General features: G+C 62.8%; 29 protein-coding genes and 1 pseudogene. 24 read left to right on the forward strand and 6 right to left on the reverse strand.

All coding sequences use genetic code 11. The features are described from left to right. Positions 1-23: 23 nt before the first annotated feature. The 4 genes from A3AS_RS0137870 to A3AS_RS49880 all read left to right on the forward strand — a co-directional run bounded on the left by A3AS_RS0137870 (position 24) and on the right by A3AS_RS49880 (position 3,627). Positions 24-344 carry a DUF485 domain-containing protein gene (locus A3AS_RS0137870; RefSeq protein ID WP_063707647.1) on the forward strand — a complete coding sequence of 107 codons (321 nt, stop codon included), beginning with the start codon at positions 24-26 and terminating at the stop codon, positions 342-344. Further along, the gene (gene actP / locus A3AS_RS0137875; RefSeq protein ID WP_026202783.1) at positions 341-2,002 is read left to right on the forward strand and encodes a cation/acetate symporter ActP; all 1,662 of its coding nucleotides are present in this window, start codon (positions 341-343) and stop codon (positions 2,000-2,002) included. The genes A3AS_RS0137870 and actP overlap by 4 nt, the downstream gene beginning before the upstream one ends. 30 nt (positions 2,003-2,032) lie before the next feature. After that, the gene (gene fahA / locus A3AS_RS0137880) at positions 2,033-3,382 is read left to right on the forward strand and encodes a fumarylacetoacetase (RefSeq protein WP_049815115.1); all 1,350 of its coding nucleotides are present in this window, start codon (positions 2,033-2,035) and stop codon (positions 3,380-3,382) included. A 116-nt stretch (positions 3,383-3,498) separates the two neighbouring features. After that, complete coding sequence (locus A3AS_RS49880) at positions 3,499-3,627, forward strand: hypothetical protein (protein ID WP_018322638.1); 129 nt, start codon at positions 3,499-3,501, stop codon at positions 3,625-3,627. 493 nt (positions 3,628-4,120) lie between these two features. Here the strand turns inward: A3AS_RS49880 and A3AS_RS0137890 are convergent, their stop codons facing one another. Beyond that, a complete protein-coding gene (locus tag A3AS_RS0137890; RefSeq protein WP_018322639.1) occupies positions 4,121-5,104 on the reverse strand; it encodes a LysR family transcriptional regulator in 984 nt (327 codons plus the stop codon). A 102-nt stretch (positions 5,105-5,206) separates the two neighbouring features. Here A3AS_RS0137890 and A3AS_RS0137895 point away from each other — a divergent pair, with 102 nt between their 5' ends. The 11 genes and pseudogenes from A3AS_RS0137895 (at position 5,207) to aroQ (ending at position 13,502) form a co-directional block, all read left to right on the forward strand. Further along, positions 5,207-6,151 (forward strand): ketopantoate reductase family protein, encoded by a 945-nt coding sequence (locus A3AS_RS0137895; RefSeq protein ID WP_018322640.1) that lies wholly within the window; start codon positions 5,207-5,209, stop codon positions 6,149-6,151. Between the two features lie 4 nt (positions 6,152-6,155). After that, complete coding sequence (locus tag A3AS_RS0137900; protein ID WP_026202784.1) at positions 6,156-6,542, forward strand: VOC family protein; 387 nt, start codon at positions 6,156-6,158, stop codon at positions 6,540-6,542. Positions 6,543-6,554: 12 nt separating this feature from the next. Then, positions 6,555-7,025, forward strand: a complete 471-nt coding sequence (locus tag A3AS_RS0137905) for a MaoC/PaaZ C-terminal domain-containing protein (RefSeq protein ID WP_018322642.1) — start codon at positions 6,555-6,557, stop codon at positions 7,023-7,025. After that, positions 7,022-8,263, forward strand: a complete 1,242-nt coding sequence (locus A3AS_RS0137910) for a CaiB/BaiF CoA-transferase family protein (protein ID WP_018322643.1) — start codon at positions 7,022-7,024, stop codon at positions 8,261-8,263. The genes A3AS_RS0137905 and A3AS_RS0137910 overlap by 4 nt, the downstream gene beginning before the upstream one ends. Before the next feature lie 3 nt (positions 8,264-8,266). Next, complete coding sequence (gene aroE, locus A3AS_RS0137915; protein ID WP_018322644.1) at positions 8,267-9,094, forward strand: shikimate dehydrogenase; 828 nt, start codon at positions 8,267-8,269, stop codon at positions 9,092-9,094. A gap of 15 nt (positions 9,095-9,109) precedes the next feature. After that, positions 9,110-9,963: pseudogene (locus A3AS_RS0137920) on the forward strand (shikimate dehydrogenase). Between the two features lie 51 nt (positions 9,964-10,014). Beyond that, complete coding sequence (locus A3AS_RS0137925; protein WP_018322645.1) at positions 10,015-10,683, forward strand: amino acid ABC transporter permease; 669 nt, start codon at positions 10,015-10,017, stop codon at positions 10,681-10,683. Between the two features lie 9 nt (positions 10,684-10,692). Continuing rightward, positions 10,693-11,349: an amino acid ABC transporter permease gene (locus A3AS_RS0137930; protein WP_018322646.1), complete on the forward strand. Its 657-nt coding sequence runs from the start codon at positions 10,693-10,695 to the stop codon at positions 11,347-11,349. A gap of 57 nt (positions 11,350-11,406) precedes the next feature. Beyond that, positions 11,407-12,234: a transporter substrate-binding domain-containing protein gene (locus A3AS_RS0137935; RefSeq protein WP_018322647.1), complete on the forward strand. Its 828-nt coding sequence runs from the start codon at positions 11,407-11,409 to the stop codon at positions 12,232-12,234. Between the two features lie 58 nt (positions 12,235-12,292). Continuing rightward, positions 12,293-13,039 (forward strand): amino acid ABC transporter ATP-binding protein, encoded by a 747-nt coding sequence (locus A3AS_RS0137940; protein WP_018322648.1) that lies wholly within the window; start codon positions 12,293-12,295, stop codon positions 13,037-13,039. A 13-nt stretch (positions 13,040-13,052) separates the two neighbouring features. After that, positions 13,053-13,502, forward strand: coding sequence for a type II 3-dehydroquinate dehydratase (gene aroQ, locus A3AS_RS0137945; RefSeq protein WP_018322649.1), 450 nt, complete (start codon positions 13,053-13,055; stop codon positions 13,500-13,502). 175 nt (positions 13,503-13,677) lie between these two features. Here aroQ and A3AS_RS0137950 read toward each other — a convergent pair whose 3' ends face one another. After that, positions 13,678-13,998, reverse strand: coding sequence for a hypothetical protein (locus A3AS_RS0137950; RefSeq protein WP_018322650.1), 321 nt, complete (start codon positions 13,996-13,998; stop codon positions 13,678-13,680). A gap of 103 nt (positions 13,999-14,101) precedes the next feature. Then, positions 14,102-14,557, reverse strand: coding sequence for an Hsp20 family protein (locus A3AS_RS0137955; protein WP_018322651.1), 456 nt, complete (start codon positions 14,555-14,557; stop codon positions 14,102-14,104). A gap of 156 nt (positions 14,558-14,713) precedes the next feature. On the opposite strand from A3AS_RS0137955, the gene A3AS_RS50250 reads away from it, so the two are divergent. Further along, positions 14,714-15,109, forward strand: coding sequence for a hypothetical protein (locus A3AS_RS50250; RefSeq protein ID WP_371260749.1), 396 nt, complete (start codon positions 14,714-14,716; stop codon positions 15,107-15,109). Next, complete coding sequence (locus A3AS_RS0137965) at positions 15,106-15,285, forward strand: hypothetical protein (protein WP_018322653.1); 180 nt, start codon at positions 15,106-15,108, stop codon at positions 15,283-15,285. Before A3AS_RS50250 ends, A3AS_RS0137965 begins: the two co-directional genes overlap by 4 nt. A gap of 15 nt (positions 15,286-15,300) precedes the next feature. Here A3AS_RS0137965 and A3AS_RS0137970 read toward each other — a convergent pair whose 3' ends face one another. Continuing rightward, the gene (locus A3AS_RS0137970; RefSeq protein WP_018322654.1) at positions 15,301-16,212 is read right to left on the reverse strand and encodes a LysR family transcriptional regulator; all 912 of its coding nucleotides are present in this window, start codon (positions 16,210-16,212) and stop codon (positions 15,301-15,303) included. 110 nt (positions 16,213-16,322) lie between these two features. On the opposite strand from A3AS_RS0137970, the gene A3AS_RS0137975 reads away from it, so the two are divergent. After that, positions 16,323-16,955, forward strand: coding sequence for a DsbA family protein (locus A3AS_RS0137975; RefSeq protein WP_018322655.1), 633 nt, complete (start codon positions 16,323-16,325; stop codon positions 16,953-16,955). Between the two features lie 43 nt (positions 16,956-16,998). Next, positions 16,999-17,898, forward strand: coding sequence for an MBL fold metallo-hydrolase (locus A3AS_RS0137980; RefSeq protein ID WP_026202785.1), 900 nt, complete (start codon positions 16,999-17,001; stop codon positions 17,896-17,898). Positions 17,899-17,908: 10 nt separating this feature from the next. On the opposite strand, the gene A3AS_RS0137985 is transcribed toward A3AS_RS0137980, so the two are convergent. Continuing rightward, the gene (locus tag A3AS_RS0137985) at positions 17,909-18,397 is read right to left on the reverse strand and encodes a MarR family winged helix-turn-helix transcriptional regulator (protein ID WP_018322657.1); all 489 of its coding nucleotides are present in this window, start codon (positions 18,395-18,397) and stop codon (positions 17,909-17,911) included. A 124-nt stretch (positions 18,398-18,521) separates the two neighbouring features. Here A3AS_RS0137985 and A3AS_RS0137990 point away from each other — a divergent pair, with 124 nt between their 5' ends. The 5 genes from A3AS_RS0137990 (at position 18,522) to A3AS_RS0138010 (ending at position 23,803) form a co-directional block, all read left to right on the forward strand. Then, a complete protein-coding gene (locus A3AS_RS0137990; protein WP_018322658.1) occupies positions 18,522-19,064 on the forward strand; it encodes a VOC family protein in 543 nt (180 codons plus the stop codon). 27 nt (positions 19,065-19,091) lie between these two features. Next, on the forward strand, positions 19,092-20,729 hold the full coding sequence (locus tag A3AS_RS0137995) for an FAD-dependent oxidoreductase (protein ID WP_018322659.1): 1,638 nt from the start codon (positions 19,092-19,094) through the stop codon (positions 20,727-20,729). After that, positions 20,726-20,932: a DUF2783 domain-containing protein gene (locus tag A3AS_RS0138000; protein WP_018322660.1), complete on the forward strand. Its 207-nt coding sequence runs from the start codon at positions 20,726-20,728 to the stop codon at positions 20,930-20,932. Before A3AS_RS0137995 ends, A3AS_RS0138000 begins: the two co-directional genes overlap by 4 nt. A gap of 99 nt (positions 20,933-21,031) precedes the next feature. Continuing rightward, positions 21,032-21,484 (forward strand): EF-hand domain-containing protein, encoded by a 453-nt coding sequence (locus tag A3AS_RS48690; protein WP_020508813.1) that lies wholly within the window; start codon positions 21,032-21,034, stop codon positions 21,482-21,484. A 33-nt stretch (positions 21,485-21,517) separates the two neighbouring features. After that, on the forward strand, positions 21,518-23,803 hold the full coding sequence (locus A3AS_RS0138010; protein WP_026202786.1) for a heavy metal translocating P-type ATPase: 2,286 nt from the start codon (positions 21,518-21,520) through the stop codon (positions 23,801-23,803). A 19-nt stretch (positions 23,804-23,822) separates the two neighbouring features. On the opposite strand, the gene A3AS_RS0138015 is transcribed toward A3AS_RS0138010, so the two are convergent. Further along, on the reverse strand, positions 23,823-24,299 hold the full coding sequence (locus A3AS_RS0138015; protein WP_245283388.1) for a hypothetical protein: 477 nt from the start codon (positions 24,297-24,299) through the stop codon (positions 23,823-23,825). Positions 24,300-24,446 lie beyond the last annotated feature (147 nt).

Below are 24,446 nucleotides of genomic sequence, written 5' to 3' on the forward strand. Positions count from 1 at the left end.
CAAAAAGATGCGGGAGGGAAATCATGTCATTGTCGCTATCTTCGGAACAAACGCAAAAAATCTTGTCTAATCCGTCTTTTCGGGAGCTGACCGCCGCACGGGCACGGTTGCGGTGGGGGCTCTCGATCGTCACGTTGCTGATGTTCTTCGGCTTCATCGGGCTGATTTCGGCGGCGTCGTCAGCGCTCGGGAAGAGCATGGCAGGCGGAGCCGTTCCGTTGGGCATGGTGATCGCGCTTGGCATGATCGCCTTGGTCGTTGCCCTGACCGGTTACTATGTACGCCGTTCCAACACCTACTTCGACGGCCTGACACAGCTCGTTCGCCGGGAGTGTGGCCGATGATCATGCGTATTCTACTGGGGGCCATCGCGGCGACAGCATCCTTTCCGGCGCATGCTCAGGCGACCACCGTTGTAGCGGGGCGCGATCTTAACTGGGTTGCGATCAGCATGTTCCTGTTGATCGTCGCCGTCACGCTCCTCATCACCTATCGATCGGCTGGCCGAACCAAATCGAAGGTGGACTTCTATACCGCGGGACATGAGATCACACCCCTCCAGAACGGCCTGGCGATTGCGGGGGATTTTCTTTCGGCCGCGGCTTTCCTCGGTATCTCGGCGCTGATCTATGCGACCGGCTTTGATGGCCTCATCTATGCGCTAGGCTTCTTGACGGGTTGGCCGATCGTGCTGTTCATGATGTCGGAGCGCTTGCGCAACCTCGGCAGTTACACATTCGCCGACGCAGCGTCGTTTCGCCTTGATCGCACCTCGGTTCGTTTGGTCGCCGCCACGGGTAGTCTCGTGGTCGTGCTGTTTTACCTGATCGCGCAGATGATCGGCGCCGGCAAGGTTATTCAACTTCTGTTCGGCGTGAACTATCTGTTCGCGGTCGCTGGAGTCGGACTTCTGATGATCGTCTATGTGGCTGTCGGCGGCATGCAGGCTACCACCTGGGTTCAGATCACCAAGGCTCTGCTGCTGCTGATCGGCGGCACCTTGATGGCGCTGGTGGTGCTGTGGCGCTTCGATTTCAGTCTTGGACACCTATTCGCCGAGGCGAGCCGGGTGCACCCCAAGGGGGCCGCAGTTCTCTCTCCCGGCGGGCTGTTCGCTGAGCCGGTTTCAGCGATCTCGCTTGGACTCGCGCTGGTGTTCGGGACCGCTGGATTGCCGCATATCCTGATGCGGTTCTTCACCGTCAGGGATTCCGCAGGCGCAAGGAAGTCGGTTTTCTACGCGACGACCTGCGTAGCCTATTTCTGCCTGGTCATCCCGCTGTTCGGCTTTGCCGCGATGGTGGTCCTTATGCCGGACGCGAGTTTCTTCAACGTCGGCGCAGGCGGTCAATTCAACAAGATTACCGATTTGATCGGCGGTCCCAATATGGCAGCGGTGCACCTGGCGGGCGCTCTCGGCGGACCAATCCTGCTTGGGTTTATCTCGGCTGTCGCGTTTGCCACCATTCTCGCCGTGGTAGCCGGATTGACTCTCGCCGGCGCCTCCGCGGTGAGCCACGATATTTATGGGCAGGTGATTGCGAAGGGTAACGCGCCGGAGGCACGTGAGGTGATGGTTGCGAAGATTGCCGCGGTGGCGATAGGCATCGTCGCGGTGGGCCTGGCCATCACGTTCGAGAACCAGAATGTCGCGTTCATGGCCGGCTTAGCGCTATCGGTCGCGGCAAGCTGCAATTTTCCAGTGCTGGCGATGGCGATCTTCTGGCGCGGTACCACCACCCGCGGTGCGGTTGCCGGCGGCCTCGTCGGTCTGTTCAGCTCCCTCATATTTGTCGTGCTGAGCAAGACTGTCTGGGTCGCGGTGTTCCATTTCGCGGCGCCGTTATTTCCCTACGACAATCCCGCGCTCTTCTCGATGCCGTTGGCCTTCTTGGTGATATGGCTTGGTTCGCTAAGTGACCAAACGGCCCGTGCCTCGGCCGAGCGGCGCGCGTTTAATGCTCAGTTTGTCCAATCGGAAATCGGCATCTGGGTCCTCTGAAGACAACAAGGCGTTGGCGGGAGCTGCATGATGAAAGCTACGATCGACGAGACCCACGATCCGGCACGCCGCAGTTTTGTGTCGACCGCCAACGACCCCTCCGGCGACTTCCCCATCCAGAATCTGCCGCTCGGCGTCTTCAGCCGTGGCAAGGAGGGAAAACTGTCCGCGGGGGTTGGGATCGGCGATCAGATTCTTGATCTTCATGCGGCACACAGGTCCGGTCTCCTGCCGAGAGAAATTCCCGAGTGGACCGTCGCCGACTCCTCGCTCAACTCGCTGTTTGCGTTGGGGCCTGGCTCGTTGCGAACTTTACGAAAGGCAATCAGTGCCGCGCTTGACGCGGGTTCAAACGGTGAGGCTGCGCGCCGCCATGCGTCGGACCTGCTGGTCCCAATGAGCGCTTGCACGATGTATCGTCCGACCGCGGTGCCGAACTACACGGATTTTTATGCCGGCATACATCATGCGAAGGCGGCGGGCGCACTTCTCACGCCTGAAAATCCGCTGCCCGCCAACTACAAATGGGTGCCGATTGCCTATCACGGACGGGCGTCTTCGGTGCAAGTCGGGCAGGGTGTTGTTCGCCGACCCATTGGACAGCGGATGCCATCGGTGGACGGAGGCAGCCCCGGCTTCGGCCCTTGCGATCGGCTCGATTTCGAATTGGAGATGGGATTCTATCTCAGCGGCGGCAACGAGCTCGGAAGTCCAATCCCGGTTGCGCGCGCAAGCGAACAGATTGTCGGCTATTCACTACTCAACGATTGGTCGGCGAGGGACGTCCAGCGCTGGGAGATGTACCCACTCGGCCCGTTCCTCAGCAAGAGTTTCGCAACGTCTGTGTCGCCGTGGGTTGTTACCGCGGACGCATTGGCGCCGTTCCGCATTCCGGCGATGGTTCGTCCTCACGGGGACCCCCAGCCGTTGAAATATCTGCTCGACGACGATGATCAGAAAAGTGGCGGGCTGGACATAAGCCTGAAGGTGTTTCTCACGACCGAAAAGATGCGGGCCGCAAGGGACGTTCCGGTCGAAATTCTCAACTCGAACGCCAAACATCTATATTGGACACCGGCGCAGATGGTTGCGCACCACACGATCAATGGATGCAACCTTCTACCGGGGGACCTGATCGGCACCGGCACGATTTCCGGACCTACCGACGCTGAATTGAGCAGCATGCTCGAATTCACGTCTGCCGGAACCCGCCCCATTACGCTTCCCAACGGAGAGCGTCGCGGCTTTCTACACGACGGTGACGAGATCCGATTTGAGGGGCGCTGCACTCGTGAGGGTTTTGCATCCATCGGCTTCGGAGTGTGCGTCGGAACGATTGCGGCATCTCATCAGACGGAGCTTGAAAGCAGGGCGGCCTGATCCGCTCGTGTTAAGCGAAGAGTCGCCCCTCGAGCGATCCGCTCCGAGCGGGTTGGTACTGCCCGGAAGACGGCAGAACGATAGCTAGGAGAGGAACTGCCATGGACAGTTGCCACATGATCGCATACGCCATGATCACGATGCCGGACATCGACATGGAAGAGGTCCAGTTTGGGCAACTTCTCGTCGTTCTCGTAGCCTTATCGGTCGCGGTGGTGGGCCGCTTGGCTGCGTTTGTCTTCTGAGCCCTCACGAGGTGGTTGATGTAGCCGTGGGGTCAAGCAAACTCGGCAATCGTGTGTGGGAGCCTGCGTGATGGAAACTGCGGCGCTCCCTGTAGATTGTGCGCGAACTTTGAATTGGCCTGCGCGGCAGCGGGTCCCGATTTTGGTCTCTCGGCGCACTCGTTTAGTAGCTGTCAAGCCGTTGCTTCAAGGGACGCTTTTGACGAACTACCAAGGGTCTAGGTCGCGGGTTGGCTGCCCGATTGCGATCCGCGCTGGGCGCTTTTCCATTTGGAAAAGCCTGCTAAGCAATTGATCTCACTAGAGGCCAATTCGCACATTTTTTCCAAATGCGGCTTGAAATCGTTGAATAATCAAACTGATTTTGATTCCGCCATTCGGAGGTTCGATCCCTCCCGCCCCAGCCAGAAGCTTAAGCTGCTGTCTTGCGCAAGGCGGACGTTCAGCTTCGATCGGTTGGCAGCGAAGAGCCGAAACTGCCTCAATAAGCGCTTCACTGCGGCCGCATTTTGCGTGGCCCTCGTTTCTTCGGCCGACTGGAAGGATGCAGACCCCGCACCTCCTGCTGTTGAAAAAGTTCCGCGCAGATGCCACGCAGCCATTGGCTTGCCGGGTCGTGGTGGAAGCGGGCATGCCAATATTGCTTCACAGTAAAGCCGGCGATCGCAAGCGGGCAGTCGAACACGCGCAGTCCGTAATAGTGAGCCAGCGTTTCGCCAATGTGCCTTGGCAGGGTGGCGATCAGGTCGGTCGTCCCCACGATTGCGGGCAGTCCCAAAAAGCCGGGTAGCTCAAGCGCCACGTCAAGGACTATCCGCTGCTCCTGTAGCGCCGTCGCGAGCAACTGATGTCCAGTGCCGGAGCGAATGAGGACGTGGGCCTCGCGCCTGAAGTCCTTTGCGGTGATGCGGTCGCGGATCCGGGCATGTTTGGCGTTCGCCAAACAGACCCAATCCTGCGGAAAAAGTGCCTGTTGGAAATGTCCGGCGTCGAGACCCGAGATGTAGCCGAGGGCCAGATCGGCTTCACCGGATTGCAGCATCCGTGGGGTGTCCGCGCCGATCTGTGTCGCCTCGATACGAACGCCCGGGGCGACGCGGCGGATGTGAGCGAGGATGGACGGAAGCAGCGTGACGTGGCTTCCATCCGTCATGCAGATCGCAAAACGGCGCTTTGCGGTTGAGGGATCGAAGTCGGTGCGAAGCTCAGCCAGACGACGCAGCGTTTCCAGCGCCTGCCTCGCCGTGCCGATGAGAGCCTCGGCGCGCGGCGTTGGCAGCATTCCCTCCGCCGACCGGATGAAGAGCGGATCGTCCAGTTCCTTACGCAGTCGCGCCAGCCAGATCGAGATGGTCGGCTGACTTTGACCGAGCTTTTCTGCGGCCTTGGTGACGCTGCCCGTGGCGAATAACGCGTCGAAGAGCCTCAGCAGGCGCGGGTCCAGCAGGTTGGTCTCGACATCGTCCGTCTGCTTCATTGCGATTCACAATAGTAGATATAAAGATCATAGCATATCTTAATATGGATCGGCCTGCTACCACGCTTCCAGCGCCAAGAAGGGCGCGCGGGGAAGCGTTGGATGAGGATCTGCTTTATTGGAGCGGGAGCCTTGGGCTCGACCATCGGCGGCACGCTGGCGCGCGGCGGGGCCGAGGTCTGGCTCATCGATCCGTTCCAGGCTCATGTCGACGCCATCAATGCCGCGGGCCTTCGGATGCTTGAAGGCGACGCCGAAACCATCGTGAAGGTCGCCGCTGGCACCTCCGCGGCCCAAGTCGGCGTAGAGGCCGACCTCGTCATCGTCCTCGTCAAATCCTACCACACGCGGGATGCCATCCGGGCGGCAGCGCCGATCATCGGGCCGCAGACGGTTGTGATGTCGCTTCAGAACGGTCTTGGTCACGAGGACATCCTTTCGGAGGAAGTTGGTCGTGAGCGGGTCATGGCGGGCAAGACCTACGTTGGTGGCGTGCTGCTTGGCCCCGGTCACGTTCGCTCCGGGGTCATCGGCAAGGAAACCATCGTCGGTGAACTTGACGGACGCTTGACGGAACGCGCGCAGCGAATCTCCGAAGCTTTCAATCGTGCCGGCATTCTCACGCTGCTCAGCGACAACATCCTGGGCACGATGTGGGACAAGCTTTTCATCAACGTCGCCGGCGGCGGCGTCACCGCCATTACCGGCCTGACCTATGGCGGCCTCTATTCGCTCCCCATCCTGAAGGATTGTGCGCTGGCAGCGATTTCAGAGGGCATCGCGGTAGCGCAGGCGGCCGGCGTGAAGATCTCGATTACCGACCCACTCCGCGCCTGGACAATGGCATCCGCCGGTCTGCCGCCCGAGTTCAAGACGTCGATGTTGCAGAGCTTGCAGTCCGGCAATCTGACCGAGGTTGACTACATTCACGGCTCCGTCGTGCGTTGGGGCGCAAAGCTCAACGTGCCGACCCCGGTCAATTCTACCCTCGTCGCGTTGGTCAAAGGGCTCGAATACGCCCGCGGCGACTATCCTGGAAAGGGCTGAGACGATGTCGTTGCCTCGCGCTTATATCGAGCACGTCGCGATCCGTGTGCCGGACATTGATCGTCACGTTGACTTCTTTCGCGAGGTGCTTGGTCTCGCCATTCGCGACGAGCAACCCGCCGATGGTGCGCGCCCGCGCCAGGTGTGGGTGCTCGGAAGCGTGCAACTCATCGAGGATCCGAATTTTGTCGGACCGGAGGGGCGTCTCGCCCATCTCGGCATCATGGTCGACGACTACGAAGGCGTGCTCGTCCGCGCTGCCGCCTGGGGCGCCAGGGCGTTGCCCGCAGGACCGAACTGGCTCGAACTGCCGGGGGGGCTCAACGTCGAAATCTTGCAAGCCAGCGCAGGCGCTGTGGAAGCCGCCCTGGCGATCAATCCACGGGCCTGAGGAAAACGCGACATGATCGATGAGCGCTACTGGGACGATGCCAAGGTCGGTGACGAATGCGTCACCCCCTCGGTGACGGTCACCGAGGCGATGGTCAATGCCTATGCCGAGTTGACGGGTGATTTCACCCCGGTCCACCTCGACGAGGAATACGCCAAGACCACACCATTCGGCACGCGCGTCGCGCACGGGCTGTTTGGTCTGTCGCTGGCCGACGGTTTGAAGACCCGTGCCGACTACCGTTTTCTTCCGGGAATGTCATTGGGCTGGACGTGGGATTTCAAGCTGCCGATCAAGCTCGGCGACACCGTGCACGTGAAGTTCCGTGTCGGCTCGATGCGCGCCACGAAGCGTGATGGGTGGGGCATTGTTGTGCTGCCCTCGGAGCTGATCAATCAGCGCGGCGAAGTGGTGCAGCTAGGCGAGCATCGGTTGATGATTCCGATGCGCCCGAAGAACAACGCCGCAGGAGAGCAGGCATGACCGCGCAAGATCTGCCGCTCCAAGATCTGCCGCTCAAAGGCATTCGCGTCATCGACTACAGCCATTTCCTGGCAGGCCCGTTCATGGGCCGTTGCCTCGCTGCGATGGGCGCGGAAGTCATCAAGGTGGAGCGCCCTAGGGAAGGCGATGCGGGACGCGCCCACGGATATTTCAAGGACGGGCAATCCGGCTACTTCCTGCAGCAGAACATGGGAAAGCAGGGGCTCTGCATCGACCTGCGCGACAAGCGTGGTCTCGACATGATGATGAAGCTCGTCGACACGGCCGATGTCTTCATCGAGAACTACCGCCCCGGCGCACTCGAGCGCCTCGGGCTCGGTTACAAGGCGCTGTCGGCACGGAATCCCAGACTGATCTACTGCTCTGTCTCCGCCTACGGACACACCGGCCCCTATGCCGGCCGTCCGGGCTTCGGCCTGATCGCAGAGGCGATGTCGGGCGCCCTGGCGCAGCTGGGCACTCCCGGTGAAGCTCCGCCGTTGCTGCGGATGCCGCTGGCAGACATGTATACCGGCATCCACGGCGTAGCAGCCATCAACGGGGCGCTGGTCGGTCGCGTATCGTCCGGCCGTGGCCAACACATCGATCTGGCGCTGTACGACTGCATGGTCTCGATGCACGACTATGCGGTTCAGCGTTACTTCCTCTCCGACGGCGCCGACATGCCGAAGCAAACCGGCAGCGGACAGCCGGACTCGACCGTCTACGGCGTCTTCCCTGCCAAGGACGGTAATCTCGTCATCGCCGCGCAAGTCGATGATGCGTGGCGGCGATTGGCGACGCTGATCGGAGGGAACGCGTTGGCATCCGACCAGCGCTTCGCCCAACCTGCCGCACGCAACGCCCATTATGCCGAAGCCATGGAGATTGTGCGTAACTGGACGCTGTCGCAGCCGTCCCGGGATGCGTGTCTGGCAGCACTCGAGCAAGCAGGTGTGCCGTCCGCTCCCGTGCAGACCATCGGAGAAGTCGTGAAAGATCCGCAGATCCACGCGCGCGGAATGCTGGTCGAGCAGGAGCATCCCGTGCTCGGCAAGGTGACGTTGCCGAACCTGCCTTTCCGCTTCTCCGACTGCGACACCACGATACGCATGCCGGCGCCACTACTCGGTCAGGACAATCGGCGCATTGCCGCGTCACTGGGATTGTCGGCCGAAGCCGTCGACGCGATGGTGCGCGACGGCGTGCTGTACAACGAAGTCGCAGTGCAGGAGTGAGCGATGAGCGATCGTTATGCGGTGATTGGCAATCCGATCGGCTTCAGCAAGTCACCCCTTATCCATGGCACTTTCGCCAGAATGACGGGACAGGACCTTACCTATGAGGCAATCGAGGGGCCCCTCGATGGTTTCAACGAGCGGGTTGATCAATTCCGGACCGAGGGCGCCAAGGGGCTGAACATCACCGCCCCGTTCAAGCTCGATGCCTTCGAGTACGCAAATGAGCTTTCGGAGAGCGCCGAGCGAGCTGGCGCCGCAAACTGCCTGAAGTTCGTCGGCGATCGGATCATTGCCGAGAATTTCGACGGGATCGGCCTCGTCCGTGACATCACCGTCAATCTCGGCGTCAAAATGGCCGGCCGCCGCGTCCTGATGCTCGGCGCTGGAGGAGCGGCCCGCGGCGCGTTGCTGCCGTTCCTGCGCCAGGACCCCTCGGAGCTGGTTCTCGTCAACCGAACGCTGTCGAAAGCCGTGGCTTTGGCCGACGAGTTTGCCGGCTGTGGTCCCCTGATCGTCAGCGGCTACGCCGAGCTGGCCGATCTCGCGGAGGGCTACGACGTCGTCGTCAACGCGACGTCTGCCAGTCTGCGCGGTGAAATGCCGCCGCTTCCAGGCAATGTCTTCCGGGGGGCGGAGCTAGCCTACGAACTCGCCTACGGCAAGGGGCTCTCGCCCTTTCTGCACACGGCCCGCGCCGAAGGCGTCGCCAAGCTCGCCGACGGCGTCGGCATGCTGGTGGAGCAGGCGGCCGAAGCTTTTGCCTGGTGGCGCGGCGTTCGACCGAGCACGGCTCAGGTCATCGCCGAGCTGACCGTCCCATTGCGCTGACCGGCGGTGCCGAGCATGCAACCCAAACCCAGCTTCCTCGTCGGCCTGATCGGCAGCGGCATTGCTGCGTCCCGCACCCCGCCCATGCATGAAGCGGCCGCTGACGCCGCGGGCATCCGCTATCTCTACAAGAAGATCGATCTGTCCGAGTTGAAGCTCGGTGCGGAGGCATTGCCGGAATTGCTCATGGCCGCGAGGCGGATGGGCTTTGACGGGCTGAATGTGACCCATCCCTGCAAGCAGGCGATTATTTCACTTCTGGACGAGCTCTCGCCCGACGCGGAGGCGCTTGGCGCCGTGAACACCGTGGTCATCAGGAATGGCCGAATGACCGGCCACAACACCGACTGGTTCGGCTTCGCCGAGAACTTTCGCCGCAACATGCAAGGCGCATCACTCGGTCGGGTCGTCCAGTTCGGCGCGGGCGGCGCAGGCGCGGCAGTTGCTTTCGCGCTCATGAAGCTCGGCGTGCAGGAGTTGATCATTGTCGACTTGGACCTGGCCAAGGCGCAGAGCGTGGTGGACGGATTGTCCCCCGATTTGCAGAGGGGCGCTTGAAGGCCGGCCAGGATGTCGCAGCCGCCGTGGCTGCCGCAGACGGAATTGTCAACGCGACTCCGATCGGCATGGACAAGTATCCAGGGACGCCGCTGCCGACCGTCCTGCTGCGTCCGAGTCTCTGGGTCGCCGAGATCGTCTATTTCCCGCTGGAAACCGCACTACTGCGCGCGGCGCGCGCCCTTGGTTGCCGCACCGTCGACGGTGGCGGCATGGCGATCTTCCAGGGCACCGAAGCATTCCGCCTGTTCACGGGCATCTCACCTGATCCGGACGTCTTCTTCGCGACTTTCGCATCCCTGGGAGGGTGACACCCGGCCGATGGGCGAGCGGCACGCACAACGCCCGAGAGGAAACGCAAGATGGGCTATACGCTCGATTTCTCGGTGGTCTGGCAGGCGCTCCCAGCCTTGTTGTGGGGGTGCCTGGGGACGCTCGGGCTGGCGCTTGCCGGCATGACACTGGCGATGATCATCGGCGTCGCCGGCGTCGCGGCACGCGATTCGAAGGCGGCCTGGTTGCGTGCCATCGTGATTGGCTTCGTCGAGATCGTGCGCAATACGCCTTTCCTGGTGCAGATCTTCTTTCTGTTCTTTGCACTGCCGCTCATCGGATTGAAGCTCAATCCGACCGCCACCGCCATTATCGCACTCGGCGTGAATGGAGGCGCCTACGCCATCGAGATCATCCGGGGCGGCGTGCAGTCCATTCACCAAGGACAGGTTGAGGCCGGCTACGCGCTCGGTTTGCACAAAGGACAGGTGTTCCGCTTCATTGTACTCAAGCCCGCGCTTCGCGCGATCTACCCGTCGCTCACGGGGCAGTTCATCATGCTGACGCTGACCTCGTCGATCTGTTCGGCCGTCTCCGCCTATGAACTGACATCGGTTGCGCAGCGCATCGAAAGCGACACATTCCGCAGCTTCGAAGTCTATTTCTCCGTCACCTTCCTCTATCTCGCGATCTCCTGGCTGCTGATGCTCGGCTTTGCGGTCATCTCCCGCCGTTTCTTCTCTTATCCGACGCGCTGAGGAGAATTCATGACACCGCATTTTGGCCTTCCGGAGTTCGGCTTCCTGTTACGTGGTCTGCAATGGACCGTGCTGCTGACGCTGGTCGCATTCGCAGGCGGCTGCACGGCGGGGCTTGCCGTCGCATTGATGCGGACCTGTGGTCACAAGGGCGTGGAATGGATCACCAGCGTCTACATCGGGATATTCCAGGGCACTCCGCTGCTGCTGCAGCTTTTCGTCGTGTATTACGGATTGGCGCTAACCGGGCTGAAGCTCGATGCCTTCGTCGCGGTAGCGATTGGCTTCACCGTCAACGCTTCCGCCTTCCTCGGCGAGATCTGGCGCGGCGCAATCCAGGCCGTTCCGCGCGGCCAGTCCGAGGCGGCAATGGCGCTCGGCCTGCATTATTCCTCCCGCATGCGCGACATCGTGCTGCCGCAGGCGATCCGCATCTCGCTGCCGGCGACCGTCGGCTATCTCGTGCAACTCATCAAGGGCACCTCGCTCGCCGCCATCGTCGGCTTCATCGAACTCGCTCGCGCCGGTCAAATCGTATCGAACCAGACCTACCAGCCGTTGCTGGTCTTCGGCGTGGTTGGCGCGATGTATTTCATCCTCTGCTGGCCACTCTCATGGTGGGGCAGCCGGATGGAGGCCAGGCTCGCCCTGGCCAATCAAAGGTAGGAACGGCCGCACCTACCCAATCAAATACAGCCATCACCAGGAGGAGGAGAACACCAAATGCTATTTTCGATCACTCGCCGCCGGCTCGGCATCGGGCTACTCGCAGTGGCGGCTGTCGTCACTGCGGGCAAATTGCAGGCCGCTACGTTGGAAGACGTGAAGAAGAAGGGCGTCGTCGTCATCGGCATTCAGGGCGATAATGCGCCTTGGGGCTTTGTCGATAGCTCGGGAAAGCAGGAGGGCATCGATGCCGACATGGGGCGTGCCTTCGCTGAATTCCTCGGCGTGAAGGCCGAGTTCTCGCCTCTGGCCGTGGCCAATCGTATCCCGGCACTGACCACGGGCCGCGTGGACATCCTGTTCGCGACCATGGCCATGCTGCCGGAGCGCGCGAAGGCGGTGCAGTATTCCAAGCCGTACGTCGCCAATGAGATCACGCTCGTCGCGGCCCAGGCAACGCCGATCAACAGCAATGCCGATATGGGCAAATATGTCATCGGTGTCCCGCGCTCCTCGACGCAAGATACGCAGGTCACCAACAACGCCCCGTCCGGCACCGAGATCCGAAGATTCGACGATGACGCGGCCACGATACAGGCACTGCTCTCTGGCCAGGTCCAGGCCGTCGGTGCGAACTTGTTTTACCCGCAGCGTCTGAATGCCGCGAAACCGGAGCTCGGGTTCGAACCGAAGCTTCATTTCTCCGCTCTGTACAACGGCGCATGTACGCGCCTGGGAGACAAGGAGTGGAACGAGACGGTCAACAAGTTCATCGACCAGATCAAGTCGAACGGCAAGCTGGCCGCCTTCTACGCCAAATGGATGAAGGTGCCGGTCCCGGTTTTCCCCGACTCGGTCCCCGGCGTCCCTTTCACCGTTCAGTAGTCCCTGCGAGCGGCCGACGCGCGATCCGCGTTGGCCGCCGCCGACAGCGGAGGCCAGCATGCAGGACCAGATCCTGATCGTAATGAAGCGTGTGCAGAAGTGGTACGGCGGGTACCAAGCTCTCCGCGATGTCGATCTCACCGTGCGCAAGGGCGAGAAGATCGTGCTCTGCGGTCCGTCCGGTTCGGGCAAGTCGACGCTGATCCGCTGTATCAACCGCCTGGAGGCGATCCAGCAGGGCAGTATCGTGGTGAACGGTCATCGGCTGGACGACAGCATCAATGCGATCGATGTCGTACGTCAGGACGTCGGCATGGTTTTTCAGAGCTTCAACCTTTTTCCGCATATGACGGTGTTGCAGAACTGCATGCTCGCCCCCATTCGCGCGCGCCGCATCGGCAAGGCCGAGGCAGAGGCGACCGCGCGAAAATACCTGGAGCGGGTACGCATCGGTGACCAGGCCGACAAATATCCGGCTCAGCTTTCGGGCGGCCAGCAGCAACGTGTCGCGATCGCGCGTGCTCTCTGCATGCAGCCCAAGGTGATGCTGTTTGACGAGCCGACCTCGGCTCTCGATCCTGAAATGGTCAAGGAGGTGCTCGATACGATGATTGGCCTCGCCAACGACGGCATGACCATGATTTGCGTCACCCACGAGATGGGCTTTGCCCGCCAGGTTGCCGATCGTGTCATCTTCATGGCCGAAGGGCACATCATCGAGGAAGGCGCGCCCGACGCTTTCTTCCGCAATCCACAGCACACCCGCACCAGGCAGTTCCTCGGCGAGATACTTGCCCATCACTGAACGGAGTTCTTCCATGAGTCGTCTTGTCTACGTCCTCAACGGGCCAAATCTCAATTTGCTTGGCAAACGCCAGCCTCACATCTACGGTCACGAGACGCTTGCGGACGTGGAGCGGGATTGCCGGGCGCTGGCCGCGGAGCTCGGCCTGGAGATGCGCTTTTACCAATCGAACAGGGAATACGAGCTGATCGACTGGATCCACGAGGCGCGCGAGACGGCTGCCGGTATCGTGATGAATCCCGCGGCCTTCACCCATACCTCGGTCGCCATCCTGGATGCTTTGAACACGTTCGAGGGCACAGTGATCGAGGTGCACATTTCCAACGTGCACAAACGCGAGGAATTCCGCCACCACTCGTTTGTGTCCAAACGGGCTGATGGGGTCATCGCAGGCTTCGGTACTCAGGGCTATCTGCTCGGCTTGCGTCGTGTGGCCAAGCTGCTCGACGAGAAGAAGGGCTAGTATCGCGTGAGTGCACCCGCCCGCCCATCAGTGATGGGAGCGGGTCTCATCGGCGAGCGACACATCGAACACATTCTCGCGCGGCCGGAGCGGTGCAGCGGAAACCGGAGATCTCGTGTCGGTTTGATACTGGAAGGTGAAGCCGGCCTTGTTCAGACCCTTTGGCTGGTCCTCGTCACGGCGTTGCGGCGGCCCAGGGCCGCCGCAGCCGCATCGGGACGCCGCCGCCGGGCGGCGGGTCGTCGTCATCATCATCGAGCTTGCGCAGCGCGGCGAGAATGTCCGCGAGCCGGATCGGCTGATCCATGCCGGGAATCTCGCGCAGCGCTGGATGGGATTCGACCGCGTACATGTCCGAGGCCCAGGACGACAATATGATCCGCTTCTCCGCTGTCGAGAGCTTGCCATCCTCGAGGACGGCGCTTGGCGATGCATAATGCGCAGCGGGATGGAACAGCGCGCCGAGAGCGCCGGTGGTCGCATTGGCATTGGTCATCACTTGTCTCCCTCTACACTCCTTTCGAAGGGATGCCCGATCGGCGGATGGCGATCCGGTCGCCATCCGTCAGGGTGGTCGCTGTCGAACGCGTTCGACCGGCCTAAGCCGCTTTCTTCTGCTCGATCTGCGGTGACGCAGCACCCGCGATCTGGATCCGGCGCGGCTTCATGGCTTCCGGAATCTCGCGCAGCAGATCGATGACCAGGAGACCGTCCTGGAAAGCGGCCTGCTTGACCTGGACGTAGTCGGCGAGATTGAACACGCGGCGGAACGGACGCGCGGCGATACCCTGATAGAGATATTCACGCGTGGCGCTGTCCGGCTTCCGGCCCTCGATGGTGAGCGCGTTCTGTTCGGCGGTCACGCTGATGTCGTTGACGCCAAAGCCCGCCACGGCCAGCGTGATCCGGTATTGGTCTTCGCCGGAGCGCTCGATGTTGTAGGGGGGATAATTGTCCTCGCCCGCCTGGCGCAGCGTGCTGTCGACGAGGTCGGCCAGATGGTCGAAGCCGATGGTGGAGCGCCACAGCGGCGCGAAGTCAAAGGTGGTCCTCATACCAAGTCCTCCAAAGAGCAAGATGGATACGAAGGAGCGCCGTTAAGGAATCGGGAACGGATCCGAAGACCCCGGCACGGCGCCCGCGCCGGACCCGATCGGGCATCCGGCACACCGCTCTCGCGGCGAAAAACGACTTAGAGCGCCGCAAGGCCCTTGCAAGAGGGACGCGCAAAATTTTTTTCCGGCACCCCCAACGGTGTCAAGGAAGCGGCGAAAGAGGATCTTGACAGCAAAACAAGCCTGAATATTTTTTGCGCCGGAAGATGTTTCTTCCCGCACCGCAAATTCGAAAAGGACCGTGAAAGACCGTCAGGAGTGACGACGATGCTCGATCAGGATTTCGCCCGCATCCGCGCGCACCGCAACAACCTCTCTCGTTATCGACGCTTGCTGAAGACCGAGCTGTCGGACATTGAGCGCCAGTTTATCGAACGACGCCTCGCCGAGGAGCAGACCGCGCTCGAGGCTCTCGCCGCCGATGCCTTCCCGGCCGCATTCACCGTTCCGAACACGCCATCGGCGATCGCCACGACCGGAGCGGAACGATGAGTGACGTCCGCAACCTCCTCATCAGCGGCAGCGAGAAGGTGATCGGGCACTATCGCGTGTTGCTGGCCGGTGCCGGAAGCGAGAGCGAACGCGAGCTCTATCGCGCCCGGATCGAGCGCGAGCAGCGCCTGCTTGACGCCCTGCGGGGCGGCCTGCCGGATCGATCCGCGGCATGAACCAGCGGGCACCTGTCATTCCGGAAATTTGCTGGCGAGCGTGCGGCCTTCCTGCACCAGCATGGCCACGAACTCGGTGATCTTCGGCGGCCGGAACCGGGCCGCGGGATACACGGCATGGATCCCGCCGGTCGGCAGGCTCCAGGACGGCAGGACATGGACCAGCCGGCGGGACTTCAAATGCTCCGCGGCCAAATAGTCGGGCAGCACGCAGAGTCCGCCGCCGGCAAGCGCGGCGCCCAGCACCGCAGGCGTCGTATTGATCGAGATCGACTGCCGCATGCGGATCGTGCGGCTGTCGATATCGCGTCTGGTGAAGCGCCAGACCAGCGGCTCGTCGAGCGCGCCGTTGGCGATGAATGGCAGAGCCGCACGCTCGTCGGGCGTCTTGCTCCGGAACGCCGCCGCCACGTCCGGCGCGGCCACCAGCAATTGTCGAAACGATCCGATCCGCCTGGCCTGCTGACTTGAATCGTTCAGCCAGCCGACCCGGATCGACAGGTCGATCTGGTTGGCGAGGAGGTCCGTTCGCGTGTCCGACAGGATCAGCTCGACGCCGCAAGCGGGATATTTGCGCGCAAACTTTGCCGCCAGCGGCGCGATCATCGTTGCGCCATAGTCGTTCGGCGCGGCGATCCGCAGCATGCCCATCGGCTCGGCATTGGTCTGGGCGAGCTCGTCCACGGCATCTTCCGCCGTGCGCAGGATCATGACGCAGCGGGCATGCAGCAACCGGCCGGCTTCGGTCGGCTCGACCCTCCTGGTGGTCCGCAGCAGCAAAGCCGTTTTCAATTCTGCTTCGAGCCGTGCCACCTGCTGGCTGACGACGGTCTTGGTGATGCCGAGGCGCTCGGCAGCGCGCGTGAACGAGCCGGCATCGACCACGGCTGCGAAATAGGCGAGGCGGTTGAGATTGATCGCTTCCATGCGGTCGCCATTGTTAGCTAATAACAAACAATATGTACAATTATCTGATATTTATCAAATAATTATCGGCCGCTAGGTTCTCCGCATCGAACATTGGCGGCCCGAAAATCATGCAAATCACCTATCTCTTCGACCCTCTCTGCGGCTGGTGCTACGGCGCATCGCCGGTGCTGGAGCAGCTTGCCGCGCACGGCGATGTGACGCTGGTGCTGGCACCGACCGGCCTGTTTGCGGGCCCCGCGGCGCGGACCATGGACCAGCATTTTGCCGCCTATGCCTGGCAGAACGACCAGCGCATCGCACGGTTGACCGGCCAGCCGTTCAGTGAGGCCTATCGCACCGGCATTCTCGGAAATACCGGCAGCCTGTTCGACTCGGCGCCGGCGACCCTTGGCGTCGTCGCCGTGGGCCTGGTTGATCCGGCTCGTGAGCTCGAGGCGCTCAAGCTCTTGCAGCGCGCCCGCTATGTTGATGGCCGCGACAATTCCAACCTTCAAGTCGTCGCCGATTTGCTCGACGGCGCGCAACTGACCGATGCGGCGCGCCGCGTGCGGGCGCCTGACGATGCATTGATCGCGGCTTACCAGGCGCGGACCGCGGCCGCGCGCGCCGACATGACGCGATTTGGGGCCGGTGGCGTGCCGGCCCTGGTGGTCGGCGAGGGCGCCGGGCGGAGGCTGCTGGACGGCAGCATGCTGTTCGGGCGGTTCGATCTGCTGGCCGCACAACTCCGTGCCGCCTGATCATCCAAACCGACTTTCCCTGCAGAGTTCAATGGAGAAAGCGATGTTGTCGAGGAGACAGATCATGAAGACCAGCCTTGCCGCGGGGGCCGCCGCATTATTCGCGCCCGCCGACGTCGGCCATGCCGCGGAGGGCAAGCTGAGCTGGAAACATTTTCCCGCAGGCCCCAATGGATTTTTCCGTGCGCCCGTCCTGCTTTCCGGTCCGACCGAGGCGGTGCTGATCGACGGCGGCTTCTCCTATCCGGACGGACGCGCGCTCGTCGAGGCGATCAAGGCGAGCGGCAAGAAGCTCACCACCATCTATGTCAGCCAATCCGATCCGGACTATTATTTCAGCCTGAAGCCGGTGCGCGAGGCTTTCCCGACTGCCAAGGTGCTGGCGGCGTCCGCGACGCTCGCGGCCATCAAGGCGAATGTGGAGAAGAAGCTCGCCGTCTGGGGACCGCAGCTCAAGGAGAACGGTCCGCAGACGCTCGCCGATGTCGTTCTGCCGGACGCGTTCGATGGGGCTTCTCTTGCGGTTGACGGCGAGGCGATCGAAATCGTCAACGCCGAAGGTCTCGCCAACCGCCGCTATCTCTTCGTTCCGTCCTTGAATGCCGTGTTCGGCGGCGTGATGATCTTCTCCGGCGTGCATGTCTGGACCGCCGATACGCCGACCAAGGAGCAGCGCGCAGCCTGGGTCGCCAACCTCGACAAGATCGCGGCCCGCAAGCCGTCTCTCGTCGTGCCGGGCCACATGGCAGCGGGCGTCGCCGTCGATCTTTCCGCTGTCGATCACACCAGGAAATATCTGCTCGCGTTCGACGAAGAGCTGGCGAAGGCCGCTGACAGCGCTGCGCTGAAGGCTGCCATGGAAGCGCGCTTCCCGAATCTCGGCATGGGCGTCGCGCTCGATATCGGCTCGAAGGTCGCCAAGGGCGAGATGAAGTGGGGCTGAGGGGGAGAAGCTACGCCAACGCCGCCGACAATTTGCGCATCACCCGGTCGAGTACCGCCACTTCCTCGGCAGTCAGCGCCCCAAGCAGCTTCGTCTCCCGCGCCAGCGCGTAGGGCACGATCTTGCGATAAAGCGCGCGACCGGCTGGGGTCAGCGAGACGATCAGCTCGCGCCGATCGTCGGGATGGTGCTTGCGGCCGGCGATGCCGCGCGACTCCAGGCCCTGCACGGCGCGGCTGACCTGCATCTTGTCGAGCGTCGTCAGCGGGCCGATCTCCTTGGTCGCAATCTCCGGGCGCACGCCAAGAATGGCGAGCACGCGCCATTCCTGCCGTGTCAGCGCAAAACGTTCGGAATAGACCTCGGCAACCGCCAGCGACACCTGCTCGGCAAGGCGTGCCAGCCGGTACGGAAAATATCGCTGCAGGTCCAGCTCGACGCCGTCCTGCGCCGTGGCGGCTTTGGCCGCTTCGCCGCGCTCCACGCTTGAACGTCCCATCACGCGATTCCCGTCGCCCGACCCACTCGAAAAATTCTTCGGAGTGGATTGATCCAGATCAAATTCAGAAAATAGTAACATTTGATACTAATTTCGCAACCGCAGATCCAGGGAGCGAAACGCCATGAAAATCGAGAAGATCCATCACGTCGCCTATCGCTGCGTCGATGCCAAGGCGACTGTCGAATTCTACAAGACCGTCATGAACATGGATCTTCTCGGCGCCATTGCCGAGGATCGGGTGCCTTCGACCAAGGCGCCCGATCCCTACATGCACATCTTCCTCGATGCCGGGAACGGCAACATCCTCGCCTTCTTCGAGCTGCCGAACTCGCCGCCGATGGGCCGCGATCCCAACACGCCGGAGTGGACCCAGCACATCGCCTTTCAGGTCAAGGACCTCGCCGAGCTCGAAGAGGCCAAGGCGCGCGCGGAGGCCGCCGGCCTCGACGTCGTCGGCGTCACCGACCACACCATCTTCAAGTCGATCTATTTCCGAGACCCGAGCGGCCATCGCCTGGAGATCGCGGTCTGGACCGCGACGCCAGAGCAGATCGACCGCATGAAGTCGGTCGCGCACGAGATGGTCGAGGAATGGTCGCGCACCAAGCGCCCGCCGCGCCACACCGCCTGGATGCACGAGAAGGAATTCGCCGACGCGCATTGACCCCGGCACGCGCATCAGGAAGTGAACATGACGAGCTACATCTATCCGAAGTTCGGCTATCGGCGTTCCCAAGAGCAGGCCGAGGGGATCGTGAAGCGGCATCCGATCGTGGTGATCGGCGCAGGTCCCATCGGCCTGACCGCGGCGCTCGATTGCGCGGCGCGCGGCCAGCCGGTCGTGGTGCTCGACGACAACGACACCGTCTCGATCGGCTCGCGCGCGGTCTGCTACGCCAAGCGACCGCTCGAAATCTGGGACCGCCTCGACTGCGCGGCGCCCATGGTCGAGCGCGGCGTGAGCTGGAACGTCGGGAGGGTCTTCTTCCAGGACCAGCTGTCCTACCAGTTCGATCTGTTGCCCGAGGCCGACCACCAATGGCCGGCCATGATCAATCTGCAGCAATATCATCTGGAAGAGATGCTGGTTGCCAAATGCCGGGCCAATCCGCTGATCGAGCTGCGCTGGAGGCACCGGCTCCTCAGCCTCAAGCAGGCCGCCGACCACGCCACGCTGGCGGTGGAAACGCCCGACGGCATCTTCCCCATGGAGGCGCAATGGGTGATCGCCTGCGACGGGGCCAACTCCGACGTGCGCAAGATGGTGGGGGCCGAGTTCACTGGACAGTACTTCCAGGACCGCTTCCTGATCGCCGACGTCGCCATGAAGGCGGATTTCCCGACCGAGCGCTGGTTCTGGTTCGATCCGCCGTTCCACCGCGGCCAGTCCGTGCTGCTGCACCGGCAGGCGGACAAGATCTGGCGCATCGACTTCCAGCTCGGTTGGGAAGCTGATCCCGATGAGGAAAAGAGGCCCGAGCGGGTGATACCGCGCATTCGTGCCATGCTCGGCGAGGACACCGAGTTCGTGCTCGAATGGGTCTCGATCTATCAGTTCGCCTGCCGGCGCATCGACAATTTCCGCCAGGGCCGGGTGTTGTTCGCCGGCGATGCCGCGCACCAGGTCTCGCCGTTCGGCGCGCGCGGTGCCAATACCGGCGTCCAGGACATCGACAATCTCGCCTGGAAGCTCGCGATGGTGCTGCGCGGCGAGGCGTCGGAAGCACTGCTCGACAGCTATCACGAGGAGCGCGCCTATGCCGCCGACGACAACATCCTGAACTCGACGCGCGCCACCGACTTCATCACGCCGAAGACGAAAGCGAGCCGCTATTTCCGTGACGCGGTGCTGGAGCTGGCCCGCCATCACGCCTTTGCGCGACCTCTGGTCAACAGCGGCCGTCTCTCGACGCCGACGCCCTATGTGATGTCGGCGCTCAATACCCCCGATGACGACGCGATGATGGGCGGCGTGCGGCCCGGCACCAATGCGGCCGATGCGCCGATCACGGTGGATGGCAAGCCCGCCTGGTTCCTCCATTGTCTCGGCGATGGCTTCACGGTCGTGGCCTTCGGCAAGGAGACCGACAAGACCGAGATCGCGGTGGGTCCCCTCAAAGCGAAACTCATTGTCGTCGGCCGCGACATCGCCGATCCCTCCGGCCTGCTTGCCGAGCGCTACGGCGCTTCGGCCGGGACCACCTACCTGTTCCGGCCCGATCAATACGTCGCGGCACGCTGGACCGGATTCGACGAGGCTGAGATCGCGGATGCGATGTTGCGGGCCTCCGGGCACGACACCGCCGGACGGAAGGAGCTGGCAGCATGACGCTCAATTTGTCACCCAACATCGCCGATCCCGACGACTTCTACGCCGAGCTGATCGACGGCCAGCGAGATCTCGACGAGGAACAGGCGCTGCGGATGAACGCACGGCTGATCCTGTTGCTCGCCAATCACATCGGCGACCGCAAGGTGCTCACGGAGGCGATCGGCTGCGCCCGCACCGGCGGCGGCGTCGAAAAGCCGTAGGGCCAAGCTGGAGCAAAAGCCGCTTTTTGATTTGGCTCAACGTAAACTCGGTGAAGTTCGACACCTTGTAGGCCCACCCCAAGGATTGGAGGAAGCGCCATGCCAGGTCGAACCATTGCTGCAGCGTTGCTGCTCGCCACTTTGGGCCAGCCGGCTTTGGCTCAATCGCCAGCGGACCATCAGAGCCACCATCCCGGACAGGAGCAGGCGCCGGCCTCGCCGCAGTCGAGCTCTCCTGCAAACCCATCCGCCGAGCGGCAGAGCCCGATGCGCGGTGGAGATATGATGGGAATGATGGGGCGCGGAATGATGGGACAGGGAATGAAGGGGCATGGTGCGACAGGCAGTGACGCCATGGGGCCGCCGGTCGCCTTTCGCATCATCTTCGCGCTGATGGATGCCGATGGCGACGGAACCGTCTCGTTGCCCGAGTTTCAGGACGCGCACGAACGAATTTTCAAGGCCATGGATCGCGACAAGGACGGGAAGCTCACTCCGGACGAGATGATGGCGTTCATGCACGGGAACAAGAGCGCCGTCCCGCAGCAATAGCGAGTGGAAACCGAAGGGCGGGCGCGCCAAGCCATGTCGTTTGATCGGGTCCTGCGATGGGCTCTGGTTGCGATCGCAATCGCAGGATTGATCGCAGGTATTCTCGCGCGAGCCGCGGGCCGGCCTGATGTAGCAGACTTCGCCTGGGCGCTCGGTACGGCGCCCGTGATTGCGGGATTGGCGGTCTCGATCGTCAAGGATCTCTTGAGCGGCCGCGTCGGCGTGGACGCGATCGCGCTGCTGTCGATGAGCGCGGCGTTGGCGCTCGGACAGCCGCTCGCAGGCGCTGTGGTCGCGCTGATGTATTCCGGCGGCAACGTGCTGGAGGAGATCGCGGTCGCACGGGCGGAGCATGATCTGCGATCCCTGGTTGATCGGGCACCGCGGCAGGTCCATCGCAAATCCGGCGAGCGGATCGAGGATGCTCCGGTTGAGGACGTCGCGGTCGGCGAGGAGCTTCTGGTTAAGGCCGGCGAAATCGTGCCGGTCGACGGTGTGGTTGCGTCGGCCTCTGCCACCATCGACGAGTCCGCTGTGACTGGCGAGCCGATTCCGGCGGAGAAGACACGCGGAAGTGCCGTTCTCTCTGGTTCTCTGAATGCGGGTGAGGCCTTCCAATTGACCGTGACGGCGATGGCCAGCGAGAGTACTTACGCGGGCATCGTGCGTATGGTGACTGCGGCGCAGACTGCGAGAGCTCCCTTTGTGCGGTTGGCCGACCGCTATGCGCTGATCTTCCTGCCGGTCACACTCGTCATCGCCTTTGTGGCATGGCACATCTCCGGCGACTTGACCCGCAGCCTTGCCGTGCTGGTGGCGGCGACGCCTTGCCCCCTGATTCTGGCCGCACCCGTCGCCTTCATCGCGGGGGTGGCACAAGCGGCCCGCCGCGGCATCCTGGCCAAGGGCGGAAGGGCGCTGGAGGCGCTGGCCCGCGCGCACACCGTGCTATTCGACAAGACCGGTACCCTGACGGTGGGCGGGGCGCGGCTGCTGTCCGTAGAGGTCGCGCCGGGCGAGGATCCGGATGAGGTCCTCAGGCTCGGAGCGTCGCTCGAGCAAGCGTCGCATCATGTGCTTGCGAAGGCCGTCGTCGCTGCGGCGCTCGCCCAGGGGCTCGAGCTGAGGCCGCCGGAACATGTCAAAGAGATCATGGGATCCGGCCTCAGCGGCCAGATCGACGGGCGCAACGTTGTGGCGGGCTCGCGGGAAATGCTTCTCTCGCATGCCGATCTGTCGCCATGGGAGTTGCGAGCGATACGACGTGCCTCGTGGCGCTCGGCGCTGATCGTCTTTGTCGCGGTGGACGGCCGTCTGATCGGCGCGCTGCTGCTGGCCGACGAATTGCGGGCCGACACGCCACGCGCGATCCGGCTGCTGCGCGATGCCGGCATCGCGCGGATGGTGATGGTCACGGGTGATCGCGCCGCGGCGGCGCAGGCCATCGGAGCTGCGCTCGATCTCGATGCCGTGCTGGCCGACCGCGTTCCCGCAGATAAGGTCGAAGCGGTGCGTAGCGAACAGCGGCTGCATCCGACCATCATGGTCGGCGACGGTATCAATGACGCCCCGGCGCTGGCCGTGGCTGACACCGGGATCGCGCTCGGCGCGCGTGGTGCAAGCGCCTCCTCCGAGGCGGCAGATGTGGTGATCCTCACGGACCGGCTGGATCGGGTCGGCGAAGCGATCATCATCGCGCAGCGGGCGCGACGCATCGCCCTGCAGAGCATCTTCGTCGGTATGGGATTGTCATTGGTAGCCATGGTCGCTGCCACTGTTGGCTGGCTCGATCCCGTGCCCGCTGCCATCGTCCAGGAGGTGATCGATGTTGCCGTCATTCTGAACGCGCTGCGAGCGCTCAATCCGCCTCTCGTCAGGAGTGGTCCGCGCCTCACCGCAGAGCAGGGGCTGACGTTGCATCACGATCATCAGGCCCTGCTCAGGGATCTCGACCGCTTGCGCCAGATCGTCGATGCGCTCGACGACGCGGTGCCCGAAGCCGTCGCTGCCTTGATTGGCGAGGCCCATCGACTGGTCCAGAGCAGCGTCGTGATGCACGAACGCGAGGATGAAGACAGCGTCTATCCGAAGCTCACGCAGGTTCTGCGCGACCGCCACGGACTCTCCGCCATGAGCCGTGCGCATCGCGAGATACTGCATCTCGCGCGGCTGCTCGCCCGGATCGCGGAGGATCTGCCGTCAGAGAAGATCGACCGCTACCTCATTCGCGATGCCCAGCGCGTGATCGAGGCGATCGAGACGCTGGTGCGCATGCACACGGCCCAGGAGGAGGACATCTACGAGGCCGTGGCGGCATAGGAGGCAGCGGCAATCGACCTCAATGCTGCAGCGGTTGCCAGCCGGCGTGGTCAAAATACTTGCCGTATTGAGCGAGCGCCCGCACGATCTTCATGGCCCCCTGATCGCGGCTGGTCCCGGTCTTCATCGTCGCCGCGCCATCGATGATCTGCTCGAGGACGAGGTGAAGCTGCTGATCGGCCTGCTCGGGCAGCTTGCAGTTTCCGACCACGTCATCGACTTGCGCCTGGATTCGCGTCGCCAAAGCCTCGTATTGCGCAGGCGTAAACACGTTGCTGTGAATGGGTGCCAGCGATTGCCTCATCGCGAGTCTGATGTCGTCCATGCCGCGGCGCAAGACATCATCAGTCGGCCACTTCTTGCCGTGGTCGAGCTCCGGCCGGGCGGTCGTGGTTGGTCCTTCATGGCAGTGGGGTCCGGCGGCGAGAGCAGGCTGCCCCAGCATGAAACAGAGCGCGAGAACTGCCATCAGGAGTGACTTGGTTGAGATGATCACGGGATTCCTCCGAAGAGCTTCTTTGCCTTCAAGTGGGAGATTGCGACATCCAGGAGTTTGCGCTGGAGCAAAGTCGTGGACGGAATGAGCTGCGGCCCCGCGACGCAGGATGCGTCGAGCCAGCCATCAGGCAGTCGTCAGGCGCCT

It is taken from the genome of Bradyrhizobium sp. WSM2793, assembly GCF_000379585.1.
Taxonomy (GTDB): Bacteria; Pseudomonadota; Alphaproteobacteria; order Rhizobiales; family Xanthobacteraceae; genus Bradyrhizobium.